20 protein-coding genes are annotated in these 16,274 nt (G+C 62.8%); 11 read left to right on the top strand and 9 right to left on the bottom strand.

All coding sequences use genetic code 11. From position 1 onward, the window contains the following. Positions 1-112: 112 nt before the first annotated feature. Positions 113-1,432 carry a homoserine dehydrogenase gene (locus AC3A6F_RS24860; protein ID WP_487686405.1) on the bottom strand — a complete coding sequence of 440 codons (1,320 nt, stop codon included), beginning with the start codon at positions 1,430-1,432 and terminating at the stop codon, positions 113-115. A 39-nt stretch (positions 1,433-1,471) separates the two neighbouring features. Next, the gene (locus AC3A6F_RS24865; protein WP_487686407.1) at positions 1,472-2,695 is read right to left on the bottom strand and encodes a pyridoxal phosphate-dependent aminotransferase; all 1,224 of its coding nucleotides are present in this window, start codon (positions 2,693-2,695) and stop codon (positions 1,472-1,474) included. Positions 2,696-2,827: 132 nt separating this feature from the next. Here AC3A6F_RS24865 and AC3A6F_RS24870 point away from each other — a divergent pair, with 132 nt between their 5' ends. The 10 genes from AC3A6F_RS24870 (at position 2,828) to AC3A6F_RS24915 (ending at position 10,494) form a co-directional block, all read left to right on the top strand. Next, positions 2,828-3,208 carry an Mth938-like domain-containing protein gene (locus AC3A6F_RS24870; protein ID WP_487686409.1) on the top strand — a complete coding sequence of 127 codons (381 nt, stop codon included), beginning with the start codon at positions 2,828-2,830 and terminating at the stop codon, positions 3,206-3,208. A gap of 180 nt (positions 3,209-3,388) precedes the next feature. Then, positions 3,389-3,853, top strand: a complete 465-nt coding sequence (locus AC3A6F_RS24875) for a peroxiredoxin (protein ID WP_487686485.1) — start codon at positions 3,389-3,391, stop codon at positions 3,851-3,853. A 263-nt stretch (positions 3,854-4,116) separates the two neighbouring features. Then, on the top strand, positions 4,117-5,949 hold the full coding sequence (locus tag AC3A6F_RS24880; RefSeq protein WP_487686410.1) for a PhoH family protein: 1,833 nt from the start codon (positions 4,117-4,119) through the stop codon (positions 5,947-5,949). 80 nt (positions 5,950-6,029) lie between these two features. Further along, on the top strand, positions 6,030-6,416 hold the full coding sequence (locus tag AC3A6F_RS24885) for a nuclear transport factor 2 family protein (protein ID WP_487686412.1): 387 nt from the start codon (positions 6,030-6,032) through the stop codon (positions 6,414-6,416). 99 nt (positions 6,417-6,515) lie between these two features. Next, entirely contained in the window at positions 6,516-6,872 is a 357-nt protein-coding gene (locus AC3A6F_RS24890; protein WP_487686414.1) for a YciI family protein, read from the top strand. Positions 6,873-6,982: 110 nt separating this feature from the next. Further along, positions 6,983-7,381 (top strand): YciI family protein, encoded by a 399-nt coding sequence (locus AC3A6F_RS24895; protein ID WP_487686415.1) that lies wholly within the window; start codon positions 6,983-6,985, stop codon positions 7,379-7,381. 21 nt (positions 7,382-7,402) lie between these two features. After that, positions 7,403-7,831: a VOC family protein gene (locus AC3A6F_RS24900; RefSeq protein WP_487686417.1), complete on the top strand. Its 429-nt coding sequence runs from the start codon at positions 7,403-7,405 to the stop codon at positions 7,829-7,831. Continuing rightward, entirely contained in the window at positions 7,828-9,114 is a 1,287-nt protein-coding gene (locus tag AC3A6F_RS24905) for an RNA polymerase sigma factor (protein WP_487686419.1), read from the top strand. Before AC3A6F_RS24900 ends, AC3A6F_RS24905 begins: the two co-directional genes overlap by 4 nt. A 116-nt stretch (positions 9,115-9,230) precedes the next feature. Next, positions 9,231-10,121, top strand: a complete 891-nt coding sequence (locus AC3A6F_RS24910) for an MBL fold metallo-hydrolase (RefSeq protein ID WP_487686421.1) — start codon at positions 9,231-9,233, stop codon at positions 10,119-10,121. Positions 10,122-10,248: 127 nt separating this feature from the next. Beyond that, entirely contained in the window at positions 10,249-10,494 is a 246-nt protein-coding gene (locus AC3A6F_RS24915; protein ID WP_487686423.1) for a hypothetical protein, read from the top strand. Positions 10,495-10,568: 74 nt separating this feature from the next. Here AC3A6F_RS24915 and AC3A6F_RS24920 read toward each other — a convergent pair whose 3' ends face one another. From AC3A6F_RS24920 to rpsF, 7 genes are all read right to left on the bottom strand, one after another. Next, entirely contained in the window at positions 10,569-11,579 is a 1,011-nt protein-coding gene (locus AC3A6F_RS24920) for an anion permease (RefSeq protein WP_487686425.1), read from the bottom strand. Positions 11,580-11,602: 23 nt separating this feature from the next. Further along, positions 11,603-12,229, bottom strand: coding sequence for a DUF47 domain-containing protein (locus tag AC3A6F_RS24925; protein ID WP_005666076.1), 627 nt, complete (start codon positions 12,227-12,229; stop codon positions 11,603-11,605). A gap of 70 nt (positions 12,230-12,299) precedes the next feature. Beyond that, positions 12,300-13,697 carry a replicative DNA helicase gene (locus AC3A6F_RS24930; protein WP_370663549.1) on the bottom strand — a complete coding sequence of 466 codons (1,398 nt, stop codon included), beginning with the start codon at positions 13,695-13,697 and terminating at the stop codon, positions 12,300-12,302. A gap of 109 nt (positions 13,698-13,806) precedes the next feature. Continuing rightward, positions 13,807-14,259, bottom strand: coding sequence for a 50S ribosomal protein L9 (rplI, locus tag AC3A6F_RS24935; RefSeq protein WP_487686427.1), 453 nt, complete (start codon positions 14,257-14,259; stop codon positions 13,807-13,809). A 31-nt stretch (positions 14,260-14,290) separates the two neighbouring features. Further along, positions 14,291-14,581 (bottom strand): 30S ribosomal protein S18, encoded by a 291-nt coding sequence (gene rpsR / locus AC3A6F_RS24940; RefSeq protein WP_005666071.1) that lies wholly within the window; start codon positions 14,579-14,581, stop codon positions 14,291-14,293. A gap of 29 nt (positions 14,582-14,610) precedes the next feature. Then, the gene (gene priB, locus AC3A6F_RS24945; protein WP_487686429.1) at positions 14,611-14,901 is read right to left on the bottom strand and encodes a primosomal replication protein N; all 291 of its coding nucleotides are present in this window, start codon (positions 14,899-14,901) and stop codon (positions 14,611-14,613) included. Positions 14,902-14,946: 45 nt separating this feature from the next. Continuing rightward, entirely contained in the window at positions 14,947-15,345 is a 399-nt protein-coding gene (rpsF, locus tag AC3A6F_RS24950) for a 30S ribosomal protein S6 (RefSeq protein ID WP_123070735.1), read from the bottom strand. Positions 15,346-15,628: 283 nt separating this feature from the next. Here rpsF and lexA point away from each other — a divergent pair, with 283 nt between their 5' ends. Beyond that, positions 15,629-16,258: a transcriptional repressor LexA gene (gene lexA / locus AC3A6F_RS24955; RefSeq protein ID WP_320472694.1), complete on the top strand. Its 630-nt coding sequence runs from the start codon at positions 15,629-15,631 to the stop codon at positions 16,256-16,258. Positions 16,259-16,274 lie beyond the last annotated feature (16 nt).

The following is a 16,274-nucleotide window of genomic DNA, read 5'->3' on the forward strand; positions in this document are numbered from 1 at the left end:
CGTTTAACCATCTACCCCTCGAAAGTGGACAATAGCTGTCCGACTTTCTTGTGGCAGTTCACTTCGCGGGAACGACGGGCGGGAGCTAATGGTCTCTTGAAACGCAGCCAGCTCAGCCCAGCGCTTCCAGCCTGATCCGCGTCACCTTGCCGATCACCGCCGGCAAGCCTTCGATCTTGGCGATCGCCGCGTCGATGTTCTTTTCGCGCGTCTGGTGCGTCAGCATGATGATGTCGATGTCGACCCGGTTGCCCGGTTCCTTCTGCAGCACGGCATCGATCGAGATGCCGGCATCGGCCAGGATGCGGGTCAGGTCGGCCATCACGCCCAGCTGGTCCTGCACGTGCACGCGCAGGTAGTAGCTGGTGGTGATCTCGGACATCGGCATGATCGCCACGTCGGTCATCTGGTTCGGCTGGAACGCCAGGTGCGGCACGCGGCTGTACGGGTCGGCGGTCAGGAGACGGGTCACGTCGACCAGGTCGGCGATCACGGCCGATGCCGTGGGCTCCGAACCGGCGCCCTTGCCGTAGTACAGCGTGGCGCCGACCGCGTCGGCCTGCACCAGCACCGCGTTCATCGCGCCTTCGACATTGGCGATCAGGCGCGCGGCCGGGATCAGGGTCGGGTGCACGCGCAGCTCGACGCCCTCGCCCGACTCGGTGTGGGTGCGGCGCGTGATGCCCAGCAGCTTGATGCGATAGCCGAGCTGTTCGGCGTAGCGGATGTCGGCCGCCTGCAACTGGCTGATGCCTTCGATATAGGCCTTGTCGAACTGGACCGGGATGCCGAAGGCGATTGCCGACATGATGGTCAGTTTATGGGCCGCATCGACACCCTCGATGTCGAAGGTCGGGTCGGCCTCGGCATAGCCAAGTTCCTGCGCCTGTTTCAAGACAGAAGCGAAATCCAGACCCTTCTCGCGCATCTCGGTCAGGATGAAGTTGGTGGTGCCGTTGATGATGCCGGCCACCGATTCGATGCGGTTGGCGGTCAGGCCTTCGCGCAGGGCCTTGATGATCGGCACGCCGCCGGCGACGGCCGCCTCGAAGGCCACCATCACGCCTTTTTCTTGCGCGGCGGCGAAAATCTCGTTGCCATGCAGCGCCAGCAGCGCCTTGTTGGCCGTGACGACATGCTTGCCGTTGGCTATTGCTTGAAGTACTAGTTCGCGCGGCAGCTCGTAGCCGCCGATCAGCTCGACGACGATGTCGATGTCCGGATTGTTGACCACCGCAAACGGGTCGGCCACGATGTCGACCTTACCGCCGGTCACTTCGCGCGCGCGCTCAATATTGCGCGCCGCAATCATCGCAATCTCGATGCCGCGTCCGGCGCGGCGGCGGATGTCTTCCTGGTTGCGTTGAAGGACGTTGAAGGTACCGGCACCCACGGTGCCGATGCCCAGGAGGCCAACTTGAATCGGTTTCATAAAATCTGTTTCTCTTGATGGTCAGGACGCCGGTCCCGTTCAGGCATGGCGTCGTCGGTAACCGTCGAGGAAGCGCGCGATGCGTCCGCAAGCGTCGGTCAGGTCGTCGGAATTGGGCAGGAACACCAGCCGGAAATGGTCCGGGGCGATCCAGTTGAAGCCGGTGCCTTGCACCAGCAGCACTTTTTCCTCGGACAGCAGTTCGCAGATGAACTGCTGGTCGTCCGTGATCGGATACATCTTCGGATCGAGGCGCGGGAACATGTAGAGCGCGGCTTTTGGCTTGACGCAGGACACACCCGGTATATCGGTAAGCAATTTATGCGCGAGGTCGCGCTGTTTCAGCAGGCGCCCGCCCGGCCCCACCAGGTCGTTGATGCTCTGGTAGCCGCCGAGGGCGGTCTGGATGGCGAACTGGCCCGGCGCATTGGCGCACAGGCGCATCGACGCCAGTATGTTCAGGCCGTCGATATAGCCCTTGGCGTGGCGCTTCTCGCCCGAGACCACCATCCAGCCGGCGCGATAGCCGCAGGAACGGTAGTTCTTCGACAGGCCGTTGAGGGTCACGAACAGCACGTCGTCGGCCAGCGAGGCCATCGAGACATGCTCAAAGCCGTCATACAGGGTCTTGTCGTAGATCTCGTCGGCGTAGATGATCAACTGGTGCTGGCGCGCCAGCTCGATGATGTCGAGCAGCACTTCGCGTGGATACAGGGCGCCGGTCGGGTTGTTCGGGTTGATGACGACGATCGCGCGCGTGTTCGGCGTGATCTTGCGGCGCATGTCCTCGATGTCGGGCAGCCAGCCGGACTGCTCGTCGCACACGTAATGGATCGGCGCGCCGCCGGCCAGACTCACGGCAGCGGTCCACAGCGGATAATCGGGCGCCGGCACCAGCACTTCGTCGCCGTTGTTCAACAGGCCCTGCATCGCCATCACGATCAGTTCCGAGGCGCCATTGCCAAGGTAGATGTCGTCGATGCCCACGCCGGCGATGTTCTTTTCTTGCGTGTAGTGCATGACGGCCTTGCGCGGCGCGAACATGCCCTTGGAGTCGGTATAACCGGCCGCGCCATGCATATTGCGGATCATGTCGCTGACGATCTCGTCCGGCGCGTCGAAGCCGAACACGGCGAGGTTGCCGATATTGAGCTTGATGATCTTCTGGCCGTCTTCTTCCATCTGGCGCGCCTTTTCCAGGGCCGGTCCACGGATTTCGTAGCAGACGTCGTCGAGCTTGTTGGATTTGGCGATCGGTCTCAAAATTTCCCCAGATGTGAGCGTGCTCTGTTGCAGTGCGAAAAATACCATTCTGCCGAAAGCGCCCCATTTAGGCAACCTTGCCGATCCGGTTACAATGGGCCTTTGCCAGCACACGGGATTTCAGCAAACGTCATGAAGCTTCATTCCGACAACACCCAACAATACCAGACCGTCACCGGCTACGACGCTGCGGGCGTGGAAATCAATGCCGAGCGCTTCAATTACAGCCTCACCGTGCTCCCGGAGATCGCGCCGCGGCCGTGGAACGTGACCCGCTTCGACGAACTCACCGCCGCCCATTTCGAGGAGATCGCAAAGGACGCGCCGGACGTCGTCATCCTCGGCACCGGCGCGCGCCAGCGCTTCGTGCACCCGCGCCTGGTGGCCAGCCTGTCGGCCATGCACATCGGCGTCGAAAGCATGGACAACGCGGCCGCCTGCCGCACCTATAACGTGCTGATGGGCGAAGGCCGCAAGGTCACGCTGGCGCTGATCCTCGACGCCGCCGCCTGAACCACGGGGCTTGGACAGGCGGAAACGTTTCATAAACCACGTAAATAGTGCGATTCTGTCCAGCCGGACACTAGCGGCAGGTGGCATGGCCGGATTATCATGCCAGTGCCGCTCCCCGCCACCATGCGCCGGGAGGTTAATATCGCAGCGCAACGCGCTGTCACTGCCCAGGAGAAGCCCGTGGCCGAGAGCCCAGCAACCATCGCCCCATTTTCCGCCCCGATGACCGGTGGCCACACCTTCGAGCTCTTTGGCCGTCCCGCCAGGTACACCGTGCTGTACTTCTACCCCAAGGACAATACGCCGGGCTGCACCACCGAGAGCATCGCCTTTCGCGAAGCCTGGCCCGAATTCCAGGCGCTGGGCGCCGAGATCTATGGCCTGAGCCGCGATTCGCTGCGCTCGCACGAGAACTTCAAGGCCAAGCTGGGCCTGCCCTTCGAACTGATCTCCGATCCGGACGAAGCCGTCTGCACGCAATTCAATGTCATGAAGATGAAAAATATGTATGGCAAACAGGTGCGTGGAGTCGAGCGCAGTACGTTTGTCATTGACGCTCAAGGCCGATTGGTGAAAGAATGGCGTGGCGTGAAAGTCAACGATCACGTCACCGAAGTGCTGGAATTTTTGAAGAGCCAGCCCTGAATTACGGATGGCTCCAGTTTGTTCAACCTGCTGGATCGCTATCCTTTATTTTGAGTCAACGCGTAATTCATCCGCATCCTTCCAATCTGGTTTCCCGCCGGGCCGGAGTATTTCCGGGCTCGGCCTTACTGCAGACATTTTTCGTCGCAGTCCACGCGGCGGTTCATCCGCCACTCCCGTTAGTAGCATCGACTCCGTGCGGCAGCGCGCCACGTGGCCAGCGCGCGCACGGCCATCCAGACTTTTTTTAGATTGAGAACCTGATGCCACTGCCAAAGATGCCTACCCAGCCAGCGACCATGCTGCTGGCAAAAGATTACCCCAAGGCCGAACCCGGCAAATCGCCGGTACGTCCCGTCTCGGCCCAGGCCAATGACGAGGTCGAGGACCTGATCAGCGGCCAGGCCGTGCCGACGCCGAAATCGCGCGCACGCCGCAAGGCGCAAGACACCCTCGCCGCGGCGCAAGCACCCGCGGTTGTTAAACCTGTCGCAGCCGTACCAGCCGTCGCCGAACAGGCGGCCCAACCAGAGCGCAAGACTGGCAAGCAAGGCAAGCAGAACTGGCCTGAAGCCGCCCCTGCGCAAGCCAAGCTGCGCGAGACCGACGCCGATCAACCGCATCCGGCCAAGCACAAGCCGGTCGAAGTGACCATCAAGTCGTCCACCAGCCGCAAGGCCGATCGCTCCGGCGCCACCAAGGTGTTCGTGCTCGATACCAATGTGCTGATGCACGATCCAAGCTCGCTGTTCCGCTTCGAAGAGCACGACGTCTACCTGCCGATGATGACGCTCGAAGAGCTGGACAACCACAAGAAGGGCATGTCCGAAGTGGCGCGCAATGCGCGCCAGGTCTCGCGCACGCTCGACGCCCTGATCGCCAACGTCGACGACGACGCCATCGAGTCCGGCATTCCGCTGTCCAAGCTGGGCAACAAGGATGCCAAGGGCCGCCTCTTGTTCCAGACCCGCCTGAACAGCGCCGCCCTGCCCGAAGGTCTGCCGTCCGGCAAGGCCGACAACCAGATCCTGGGTGTCGTGCGCGCGCTGGAGCAGCAGATGGCGGGCCGCGCCATCGTACTGGTGTCGAAAGACATCAATATGCGCATCAAGGCGCGCGCCATCGGCCTGCCGGCCGAGGATTACTTCAACGACCACGTGCTGGAAGACACCGACCTGCTGTACTCGGGCATCGTCCAGCTGCCGGACGACTTCTGGGACAAGCACGGCAAGGACGTCGAATCCTGGCAGGAGAACAAGAACGGCAGCTCGGCGACCTATTACCGCGTCACCGGTCCGCTGATCCCGAGCCTGCTGGTGAACCAGTTCCTGTTCCTCGAACCGAAGGACGGCCAGTCGCCGCTGTACGCGCAAGTCAAGTCGATCAACGGCAAGACCGCGGTGCTGCAGACCCTGCGCGACTACAGCCACAACAAGAACAACGTCTGGGGCATCACGGCGCGCAACCGCGAGCAGAACTTCGCCCTCAACCTGCTCATGAATCCCGAGGTCGACTTCGTCACCCTGCTGGGCCAGGCCGGTACGGGTAAAACCCTGCTGGCGCTGGCGGCAGGCCTGGCGCAAGTGCTGGAGACCAAGCTCTACAACGAGATCATCGTCACCCGCGTGACGGTGCCGGTGGGCGAGGACATCGGCTTCCTGCCGGGCACCGAAGAAGAGAAGATGTCGCCATGGATGGGCGCCTTCGACGACAACCTCGAGGTGCTCATGAAGTCGGACGGCGATGCCGGCGACTGGGGCCGCGCCGCCACGCAAGACCTGATCCGCTCGCGCATCAAGATCAAGTCGCTCAACTTCATGCGCGGCCGCACCTTCGTCAACAAGTTCCTCATCATCGACGAGGCGCAGAACCTGACGCCGAAGCAGATGAAGACCCTGGTGACGCGCGCCGGTCCCGGCACCAAGATCCTGTGCCTGGGCAATATCGCACAGATCGACACGCCTTACCTCACCGAAGGTTCGAGCGGCCTGACCTATGTGGTCGACCGCTTCAAGGGCTGGAGCCATGGCGGCCACGTGACCCTGGCGCGCGGCGAACGCTCGCGCCTGGCCGATCACGCGAGCGACGTGCTCTGAGCATGACGGTCGTTTGACCACCGACGCCCGCCCTCACCGGCGGGCGTTTTTATTTGTACGCCACGATTTCTGGAGCCCCCATGACCGATATCGAGAGGAACAAGGCCAATGTCGTCGCCTTCTACGAGCTGATGTTCAACGAATGCCGGCCGCGCGAGGCAATCGAACGCTATGCCGGCGACGTCTACATCCAGCACAACCCGCATGTGCCGGATGGGATCGACGGCTTCATCGCCTATTTCGAGCGCATGGCCCGGGAGTGGCCCGGGAAACGCGTCGACATCCGGCGCATGGTCGCCGAAGCCGATCTGGTGGTCCTGCACTGCCGCCAGCACTGGCCGGGCGACCACGACTACGCCGCCATTGACATTTTCCGGCTCACGCCTGAAGGAAAGATTTTCGAGCACTGGGACGTGCTGCAGATCATTCCCAAGGAATCGGCCAACCCCAACGGCATGCTGCCTTGAGGCGCTTCGATCGGTGGTCTTGAATACCGCACCGCAGCGTGCCTACGCCATTGCCGAAGCCGTAGAATGGCCGGGTTCACCCACATCACAGGAGATCCCATGCCCCACATGCTGCTCATTCACGAGCCGGTCGGCCAGCGCGCCACCCGCAGCGATGCCGAAGGACGCGCCGCCTACGAGCGCATGCTGCGCTGGGGAGAGGACCTGAAGGAACGCGGCCTGTTGCTGGCGGCCGAATCGCTGGCGTCCACGGAGAGTGCGGTGCGGGTGACCGTCCCGGCCGGCAAGGCGCGCATCGTCGATGGCCCGTTCGCCGAAGCCAAGGAAATGGTGGGCGGGTTCTTCATGGTCAATGTTGACTCGCGCGACGAGGCAATCGCCCTGGCGGCCGAGTGTCCGGCCGCCGAATGGGCCACGGTCGAGGTGCGCGCGCTGGCGCCCTGCTTCATGCGCTAAAGATATTTTTCATGATTGATCGTCGGGATTGTCGAAAACGGTGAGTGCCGTTCGTCGTGGACCATGCAAGGCCTGCTGCCGCGGGCCACTCACCACCACAGGAGAACCCCATGCGTTTCATGATCATCGTCAAGGCCAGCGCCGCAAGCGAAGCGGGAGAGATGCCGCAGGAGTCGCTGCTCGCCGAAATGAACGACTACCACCAGGAGCTGGCGCGCGCCGGCGTCCTCCTCGACGGCAATGGCCTCAAGCCCACCAGCCAGGGCTGGCGCATCCGCTACGAGGGCGGCGAGCGGCGCGTCGTCGATGGCCCCTTCGCCGAAACCAAGGAGCTGATCGCCGGCTACACCCTGATCCAGGTCCGCTCGCGCGAGGAAGCGCTCGAATGGACGCGCCGCTTTCCCAATCCCCAGGGCCCGGGCCTGGAAGCCGAGATCGAAGTGCGCCAAGTGTTCGAACTGGACGACTTCGCCCCCAGCGAGACCATCGAACGCATGCGCGCACAATAAGCCTGAGACCGGAGAATCTTCATGAGCAACCAGCAAATCTACGTCAACCTGCCCGTCAAGAACCTCGAGGCCAGCCGCGCCTTCTTCGGTGCCGTCGGCTTCAGTTTCAATCCCCAGTTCAGCGACGACAACGCCGCCTGCATGATCGTCAGCCACGGTCACATCTACGTGATGCTGCTGACCGAGCCCTTCTTCCAGACCTTCACCAACAAGAAGATCGCCGATGCCCGCACCAGCACCGAAGTGCTGCTGTGCCTGTCGCGCGACAGCCGCGCCGCGGTCGACGACACGGTCGCGAAGGCGGTGGCGGCCGGCGGCAGCATTCCGCGCGAAGCGCAAGACCACGGCTTCATGTACCAGCATGCCTTCGAGGACCTCGATGGCCATATCTGGGAGCTCGCCTACATGGAAGAAATGCGGGAAAGCATGCCGCCGAGCGAAGGACAATGACGGGCAAGGTCGAGGACACCATCGCGGCGCTGTGGAGGATCGAATCCGGCCGCATCGTCGGCAGCGTCGCGCGCATCGTGCGCGACGTCGGGCTGGCCGAGGAGCTGGCCCAGGACGCCCTGGTGGCGGCGCTGGAACGCTGGCCGCGCGACGGCATACCCGACCGTCCCGGCGCCTGGTTGCTCACGACGGCGCGCAATGGCGCCTTCGACCTGCTGCGGCGCGATCGCAGCCTGCGCCAGAAACTGGAACAGATCGGCCTCGACCTCCTGGCCCAGGAGGCCGGAAGAAAGGAACTGAGCGTGCCGGATTTCGTGGATGACCTCGACGCGAGGCGCAGCGACGTGCTCAAGGACGACCTGCTGCGCCTGATGTTCACCGCCTGCCACCCGGTACTGTCGCTCGATGCGCGCCTGGCGCTGACGCTCAAGCTGCTTGGCGGCCTGGCGACCGGCGAGATCGCGCGCGCCTTCCTGGTGCCCGAGAGCACCATGGCCCAGCGCATCGTGCGCGCCAAGCGCACCCTGGGCGAGGCGAAGGTGCCGTTCGAACTGCCGCCGCCTGGCGAGCTGGGCGAGCGCCTGGGCGCCGTGCTGGAGGCGGTCTACCTGATCTTCAACGAGGGCTATACCGCCACGGCCGGCGCCGACTGGATGCGCCCGGCCCTGGTCGACGAGGCGCTGCGCCTGGGCCGCATCCTGGCCGAGCTGGCGCCGAACGAGCCCGAGGTGCATGGCCTGGTGGCGCTGATCGAGCTGCAGGCTTCGCGCATGGCGGCGCGCCTGGACGCGGCACGGCGGCCGGTGCTGCTGCTCGACCAGGACCGCGCGCGCTGGGACGGCGTGCTGGTCCGGCGCGGCCTGGCCGCCCTCGAGCGCGCGGCGCGCATCGCCCTGCCACGCGGATCCTACGTGCTGCAGGCCGAGATCGCCGCCTGCCACGCGCGCGCCCACCGTGCCGAGCTGACCGACTGGCGCCGCATCGCCGACCTGTACGGAGAACTGGCCGCGGTCCAGCCCTCTCCGGTCGTCGAACTCAACCGCGCGGTGGCGGTGGGCATGGCCGACGGCCCCGCGGCCGGCCTGGCGCTGGCCGACCGGCTGCTCGCGGACAGCCGGCTGGACGGCTATCACTGGCTGCCGAGCGTGCGCGGCGACCTGCTGTTCAAGCTCGGCCGACGGCCGGAAGCGCGCGCCGAATTCGCGCGCGCGGCCGCGCTCACCGCCAACGCCGCCGAGCGCGAACTGCTGCTGGCGCGGGTGCGTGACGCTGGCGATGCCTGACATTGAGCACGCACAATTGTGCTCAAATCATTGATCTTCATGCTAGAGCGATAATGACCCGGTATCATCGAGGCTGTTTAGAATAAGAACGAGATGATCGTGACGGGAGAACTGCAATGAAATTCCGGTTCTGGGGAGTGCGTGGATCGATCCCGTCGCCGGGTCCGCGTACCGCGCGCTACGGCGGCAACACCACCTGCATCGAGGTGCGCACCGACGCCGGCGCCCTCCTGATCCTGGACGGCGGCACCGGGCTGTTCCCGCTGGCCCAGCACCTGGTCCAGCAAGGGCCGGTGGCCGCCAATATCTTCATCACGCACAGCCACTGGGACCACATCCACGGACTGCCCTTCTTTGCGCCGCTGTTCGTCAAGGGCAACCGGGTGCGCCTGCACGGCGCCCACGACGAAATCACGGGCCACGGCATCGAGCACGTGATGAACGTACAACTACAGAACAGTTACTTCCCGGTCGGCGAGGCCGAGATGAGCGCCACCCTCGACTACCGCACGCTCGACATCGAAACGCCGATCGCGGTGGAAGACGCCGTGGTGTCGAACGTGGCGATGAACCACCCGGTGCTCAACCTCGGCTACCGCATCGACTGCAACGGCAAGTCGCTGTTCTTCACCGGCGACCATGAGCCCTGGCCCAACCCGCACCCGGCCAGAAGCGACGCGCACGCTGCCTGCGAGGAACACCTGCGCGAGCGCGAACGCCGCATGGATGCCGTCATGCGCGGCGTGGACGCCCTGATCGTCGACTGCTCGTACACGCGCGACGAATACCCGTCCAAGCGGGGCTGGGGCCACGGCACCTTCGACGGCGCGTTCGACATGGCGCTGCGCGTGGGCGCGCGTACGCTCTACTGCACCCACCACGAGCCAACGCGTGGGGACGATGAACTGGAAGCGGTGTTTGCCGAGGTGATGGCGCGCCATGCCGGACGCCTGGACGGCCTGCGGGTCTTCCTGGCCTACGAAGGCCTCGAGGTCGACCTCGGCTAGCACGGCGCGCGACGCGCGGCACCTGCCAGAATCGAGAGGAACCACCCGTTCCGCTGGCGGTAGAATGGATCCGGGCTGTCAATACACACAGACGACCCGTCCTTCCCAGTCCACGAAAGAGCATCGAATGAAGATCATCCTGATTGTCCCGGCGGCGGCCCTGCTGCTTGCGGGCTGCGCATCCACCACTCCGAGCGGCGATGCCGCCGCCAGCGCCAGCGCGCAGGAAGAACGCTATGTCCCGCTCGGCACCTACCTGCCGCGCAAGCGGGGGCAGACCGCCAACAACGCCAGCTCCGTCGACAAGACCGACCTCGAGAACATGAAGAACGCCGGCAACGGCACCGGCGTCAACGAAGGCCTGACGCGTTGAACCGGCGAGCGTGTGCAGCGCAAAAAAAAACCGGAGCCGCGCGGCTCCGTTTTTTTTGCGCTTGAAAAGCGCTGTTACATGATGTGGGTCCCAACCCACCACGCCACTGCCGCCATGAAGGCCGACGCCGGAATGGTAAAGATCCAGGCCCAGACGATATTGCCCGCCACGCCCCAGCGCACCGCCGAGGCCTTTTGCGAGGCGCCCACGCCGACGATGGCGCCGGTGATAGTGTGGGTGGTCGACACCGGGATGCCGAACGCGCTCGACATCAGGAGGGTCATCGCGCCGCCGGTCTCGGCGCAGAAGCCGCCCACCGGTTTGAGCTTGGTGATCTTCTGGCCCATGGTCTTGACGATGCGCCAGCCGCCGAACAGCGTGCCGAAGGCGATCGCGGCATAGCACGAGATGATGACCCAGGCCGGTGGATGCGCGTCGGCGGCATTGACGTAGCCGGCCGCGATCAGCAGCATCCAGATGATGCCCATGGTTTTCTGCGCATCGTTGCCGCCGTGGCCCAGCGAATAGGCCGCGGCCGAGACCAGTTGCAATTTACGGAACAGGCCGTCGACCTTGCGCGGCGTCGCCTTGACGAACACCCAGGCCACGATCAGCATGATGATCGACCCCAGCGCAAAGCCCAGCAGCGGCGCCACCACGATGAAGGCCACAGTCTTGAGCAGGCCACCGGAGATCAGCGAACCGGTACCGGCTTTCGCTACCGCCGCGCCGACCAGGCCGCCGATCAGGGCGTGCGAGGACGAGGACGGGATGCCGTAGTACCAGGTGATCAGGTTCCAGGAGATCGCCCCGACCAGGGCGCCGAAGATCACGTAGTGGTCGACGATGTTCGGGTCGATGGTTCCCTTGCCGATGGTTTGCGCCACCTTCATGTTGACCACGAAGATCGCGATGAAGTTGAAGAATGCGGCCATCGCCACGGCGTGCTGCGGCTTCAGGACGCCGGTCGACACGACGGTGGCGATCGAGTTCGCCGAGTCGTGGAAGCCGTTCATGAAGTCGAAGATCAGCGCCAGGACGACCAGCATGCCCAGCACGTAAATGCTGATATGTAGAGTTTCCATAATCGTTACCGGTTCGAAGGCGCTTACGCGTTCTCGACGATGATGCCTTCGATGATGTTGGCCACGTCTTCGCAGCGGTCGGTAACGGTTTCCAGGATCTCGTAGATCGCTTTCATCTTGATCAGGTTGCGCACGTCCGGTTCGTCGCGGAACAGCTTGGACATGGCAGCGCGCATCACGTGATCGGCGTCCGACTCGAAGCGGTCGATCTCTTCGCAGATGGCGACGATCTTCGGCGCATTGTCCATATCGTGCAGCATCGAGACGGCTTCCTGCACCTTCAGGCAGCACGACAGGCACAGCTCGGCCAGGCGCTTCGCTTCCGGCGTAACCGCGTGCAGGTCGTACAGAGAAACGGTCTGGGCCGCGTCTTCCATCATGTCCAGGATGTCGTCCATGCGCGTGATCAGCTTGTGGATGTCGTCGCGGTCGAGCGGGGTGATGAAGGTCTTGTGCAGCAGGTCGACCGTGGCGTAGGTAATCTTGTCGGCCTGCTTCTCGATGGTCTCGACCGCGTGGGTACGGGTTTCCAAGTCATCGAAGTTGGTCATCAGGCCAACCATCTCGTGCGCACCCTTCACGCACAAGGCCGCGTGTTGGTTGAACAGTTCAAAGAAATTGCCCTCTTTGGGCAGGAAACGTCCAAACATTATTTTTCTCCGTGGAGTTCTCTCTGGGTCATGCCGCCGTCGTGGACAGATGACGACACTGAATATCGGTTTAATCGCCCTGATAAACGGCGAGGTTACCGCTGTAGTTGCCAAATTTGGTGTATTGGCCAATCCAGGTGAGGCGAATCGCCCCAATCGGACCGTTACGCTGCTTGCCGATGATGATCTCGGCAGTGCCCTTGTCGGGCGAATCCGGGTTGTAGACTTCGTCGCGGTACAGGAAGATGATCACATCCGCATCCTGTTCGATAGCGCCGGATTCGCGCAAGTCGGACATCACGGGACGTTTATTGGGGCGTTGTTCCAGCGAGCGGTTCAGCTGCGACAACGCGATCACGGGGCACTGCAGCTCTTTGGCCAGGCCTTTCAGCGAGCGCGAGATCTCGGAGATCTCGGACGCGCGGTTGTCGCCCGGCTTCGAACCCTGCATCAGCTGCAGGTAGTCGACGATGATGAGCCCGAGCTTGCCGCACTGGCGCGCCAGGCGGCGCGCGCGCGCGCGCATCTCGATCGGGTTCAATGCGGGGGTTTCATCGATGTACAGCTGCGCATCGTTCATCTTCTGGATGGCGTGCGTCAGGCGCGGCCAGTCCTCGTCGTTCAGTCGGCCGGTACGCAGGCGGTGCTGGTCGAGCTGGCCGACCGAGCCGAGCATACGCATGGCCAGCTGGGTGCCGCCCATCTCCATCGAGAACACGGCGACCGGCAGGCCGGCCTCGATCGCGACGTTCTCGCCGATGTTCACCGAAAACGCGGTCTTGCCCATCGACGGACGGCCGGCGACGATGACGAGGTCGCCCGGCTGCAGGCCGGAAGTCATGCGGTCGAGGTCGATGAAGCCGGTCGGCACGCCGGTGATCTCGCCCTGGTTCTCGCGCGAGTACAGTTCGTCGATGCGCTCGACCACCTGGGTCAGCAGCGGTTGCACCGCCAGCCAGCCCTGGGCGCCGCGAGCCCCCTGCTCGGCGATGGCGAAGATCTGCGATTCCGCTTCGTCGAGCATCTGCTTGACTTCCTTGCCCTGCGGATTGAACGCATTGCCGGAAATCTCGTCGGCGACGGTGATCAGCTGGCGCAGGATGCCGCGGTCGCGCACGATCTCGGCGTAGCGGCGGATATTGGCGGCCGACGGCGTGTTCTGCGCCATCGCGTTCAGGTATTGCAGGCCACCCACCTCCTCGGCCTTGCCGAGCTGGTTGCAGGCTTCATAGACCGTGATCACGTCGGCCGGCTTGCCGGCGTTGATCAGGCGGACCATCTGTTCGAAGATGATGCGGTGATCGTAACGGTAGAAGTCTTCCGCATGCATGAAGTCGGCGATGCGGTCCCAGGCGGCATTATCGCGCAGCAGGCCGCCGATGACGGACTGCTCTGCTTCGATGGAATGCGGGGGGATGCGCAGGGCTTCGATCTGCGGGTCTGAGGGTGCTGCGTTCATGGGCGGCATTATACCTTCTCCTGTCACACGGCTGTCATAATTGGTGAGTTTCAAAAGCAAAAAAGCCGGGAGAACCCGGCTTTTTTGTGTACTGCTTTTACTTCAGTTCAGCATTCGCTTAGGCAGCTTCGCCCACGACAGCGATGGTGATTTCCGACACGACGTCGGTGTGCAGTGCGACTGCAATCGGGAATTCGCCGGTGGTCTTCAGCGGGCCGGTCGGCAGGCGAACGGCAGCTTTTTCGACCGGGAAGCCTTGCTTGGTCAGCGCTTCAGCGATGTCAGCGTTGGTGACCGAACCGAACAGACGGCCGTCGACGCCGGCCTTCTGGCCGATGGTGACGGTCAGGCCGCTCAGCTTGTCGCCTTGGGCTTGGGCGGCTGCCAGTTTCTCGGCGGCTGCTTTTTCCAGTTCGGCGCGCTTGGCTTCGAACTCGGCGACGGCGCCGGCGGTAGCGCGGCGGGCCATCTTTTGTGGGATCAGGAAGTTACGTGCGTAACCGTCCTTGACTTTGACGACGTCGCCCAGGTTGCCGACGTTGAGAACTTTTTCCAACAGAATGATTTGCATGTTTTATCTCCAGGATAGCTGACGTAACCGATTAACCGTGGTGCAGGTCGGTGTACGGCAGCAGCGCCAGGTAGCGGGCGCGCTTGATGGCGGTGTCGACCTGACGCTGGTAGTGCGCCTTGGTGCCGGTCAGACGTGCTGGCATGATCTTGCCGTTTTCCTGGACGAAGTCCTTCAGGGTGTCGACGTCTTTGTAGTCAACCTGCTCAACACCAGCGGCGGTGAAGCGGCAGAATTTCTTGCGCTTGAACAGCGGGTTCTGCTGTTTGCGCTTGAGTTTTTCTTTAGCTTTGTTTTTGTCGAACTTTTTACCGAATGCCATTTGAGGCTCCTGTATATCTAAATTGCCGGTTAAGCGGCACTGAAATCAATGATGTGAAACACCAGGGCTTTGCTGTTGCGATTTTTTCGTGCAAGGAATCCATTGAAGCGGTAGCTGGCGCCGAGCTCGGCGCTGCCGAACCTGCCCGAAATCTCGCCCGCGGCGAACGCGGGGACTTCGAACTCGACCAGGCGATCGACCCCCGCCTCTCGCTGATGCGAACTGTGCATCAGGACGGCTGAAACGATCGGCACGCCGGCCGGGGTGTAGCGCAGGACATCACGCTCGGCGATGGTCGCCACGAGCTGGAACTGATTCACCCGGTTCTTCTACTACTTGCTTGTTACGAATTCCTGGAAAAAATCTTAGGCAGCGGCAGCGGCTGGAGCAGCAGCTGCAGGAGCAGCGGCTTCTGCACGGTGGCTCTTGGCTGCGTCTTCGCGCTGCACCGATTTCATCATCGGCGACGGTGCGGTTTCTGCTTTCTTCATCTTGACGGTCAGATGACGCAGAACGGCATCATTGAACTTGAATGCGGTTTCCAGCTCGACCAGGGTCTCGTTGTCGCATTCGATGTTCAGGCAGATGTAGTGTGCTTTTGGCAGCTTCTGGATCTGGTAAGCCATTTGACGGCGGCCCCAGTCTTCGACGCGATGGATGTTACCGCCGCGGCTGGTCACCGTGGTCTTGTAACGCTCGATCATCGCCGGGACTTGCTCGCTCTGGTCCGGGTGGACGATAAAAACGATTTCATAATGACGCATGCATTACTCCTTGAGGACGTTTTACATAAATGCCCACCTCGGCGTCAAGACGAGTGTGGGAAGGGAACAGCCAGCTAGTATAGCGTGAAATGGGCAAAATGGGAACCTGGCTGTCAAGCGCCTGATCCTGGCGCCACTGTCACTCGACAATTACCCTTGCACGAAGCGTATTTTTTGTGTTGCGCGCGCTTTTTTTGCGCTTTTTCGTGTATATCCCTTGCGTATAGCAGAATACTGTACAAAAATACAGTCTATCTCTACTAACCCGTTTCGCAAGATATTTATGCTCAAGCTCACTGCAAGGCAAGAACAGATCCTTAACCTGATCAAGGAAGCGATCGAGAACACGGGTTTCCCTCCGACCCGGGCCGAAATCGCGGCCGAACTGGGCTTCCGCTCGGCCAATGCGGCCGAAGAACACCTGCAAGCCCTGGCGCGCAAGGGCGCGATCGAGATTTCGCCGGGCACCTCGCGCGGCATCCGCCTGGTCGGCGCCAGCGTCGAGCAAATTCCGATGCCGCCGCCTTCCCTGATGTCGCTGCCGCTGGTCGGCCGCGTTGCTGCGGGCAATCCGATCCTGGCGCAAGAACACGTCGAAGCCACCTATAACGTCGACACCGCCATGTTCGCGGCGCGGCCCGACTTTTTGCTCAAGGTAAAAGGCTGGTCGATGCGCGACGCCGGCATCATGGATGGCGACTTCTTGGCGGTCAAGAAGATCGACAGCGCCAAGAACGGCCAGATCGTCGTCGCCCGCCTGGGCGAAGAAGTCACCGTCAAACGCTACCGCAAGACGGGCGACCTGGTCGAACTGCTGCCCGAGAACCCCGACTTCAAGATCATCGAAGTCACGCCCGACGAAGAGTTCGCGCTCGAGGGGCTGGCGGTGGGGTTGATGCGTAGCTGGAACTGATTCAGCCGTCGATCCG

It is taken from the genome of Massilia sp. Soil_C_3, from assembly GCF_057657035.1.

Bases quoted from the DNA above. Each gene is read 5' to 3' on its own strand.
- AC3A6F_RS24860 (WP_487686405.1), bottom strand. From the start codon at position 1,432: ATGAAACCGATTCAAGTTGGCCTCCTGGGCATCGGCACCGTGGGTGCC.
- AC3A6F_RS24870 (WP_487686409.1), top strand. From the start codon at position 2,828: ATGAAGCTTCATTCCGACAACACCCAACAATACCAGACCGTCACCGGC.
- AC3A6F_RS24880 (WP_487686410.1), top strand. From the start codon at position 4,117: ATGCCACTGCCAAAGATGCCTACCCAGCCAGCGACCATGCTGCTGGCA.
- AC3A6F_RS24885 (WP_487686412.1), top strand. From the start codon at position 6,030: ATGACCGATATCGAGAGGAACAAGGCCAATGTCGTCGCCTTCTACGAG.
- AC3A6F_RS24890 (WP_487686414.1), top strand. From the start codon at position 6,516: ATGCCCCACATGCTGCTCATTCACGAGCCGGTCGGCCAGCGCGCCACC.
- AC3A6F_RS24895 (WP_487686415.1), top strand. From the start codon at position 6,983: ATGCGTTTCATGATCATCGTCAAGGCCAGCGCCGCAAGCGAAGCGGGA.
- AC3A6F_RS24900 (WP_487686417.1), top strand. From the start codon at position 7,403: ATGAGCAACCAGCAAATCTACGTCAACCTGCCCGTCAAGAACCTCGAG.
- AC3A6F_RS24905 (WP_487686419.1), top strand. From the start codon at position 7,828: ATGACGGGCAAGGTCGAGGACACCATCGCGGCGCTGTGGAGGATCGAA.
- AC3A6F_RS24910 (WP_487686421.1), top strand. From the start codon at position 9,231: ATGAAATTCCGGTTCTGGGGAGTGCGTGGATCGATCCCGTCGCCGGGT.
- AC3A6F_RS24915 (WP_487686423.1), top strand. From the start codon at position 10,249: ATGAAGATCATCCTGATTGTCCCGGCGGCGGCCCTGCTGCTTGCGGGC.
- AC3A6F_RS24920 (WP_487686425.1), bottom strand. From the start codon at position 11,579: ATGGAAACTCTACATATCAGCATTTACGTGCTGGGCATGCTGGTCGTC.
- AC3A6F_RS24925 (WP_005666076.1), bottom strand. From the start codon at position 12,229: ATGTTTGGACGTTTCCTGCCCAAAGAGGGCAATTTCTTTGAACTGTTC.
- AC3A6F_RS24930 (WP_370663549.1), bottom strand. From the start codon at position 13,697: ATGCCGCCCATGAACGCAGCACCCTCAGACCCGCAGATCGAAGCCCTG.
- rplI (WP_487686427.1), bottom strand. From the start codon at position 14,259: ATGCAAATCATTCTGTTGGAAAAAGTTCTCAACGTCGGCAACCTGGGC.
- rpsR (WP_005666071.1), bottom strand. From the start codon at position 14,581: ATGGCATTCGGTAAAAAGTTCGACAAAAACAAAGCTAAAGAAAAACTC.
- rpsF (WP_123070735.1), bottom strand. From the start codon at position 15,345: ATGCGTCATTATGAAATCGTTTTTATCGTCCACCCGGACCAGAGCGAG.
- lexA (WP_320472694.1), top strand. From the start codon at position 15,629: ATGCTCAAGCTCACTGCAAGGCAAGAACAGATCCTTAACCTGATCAAG.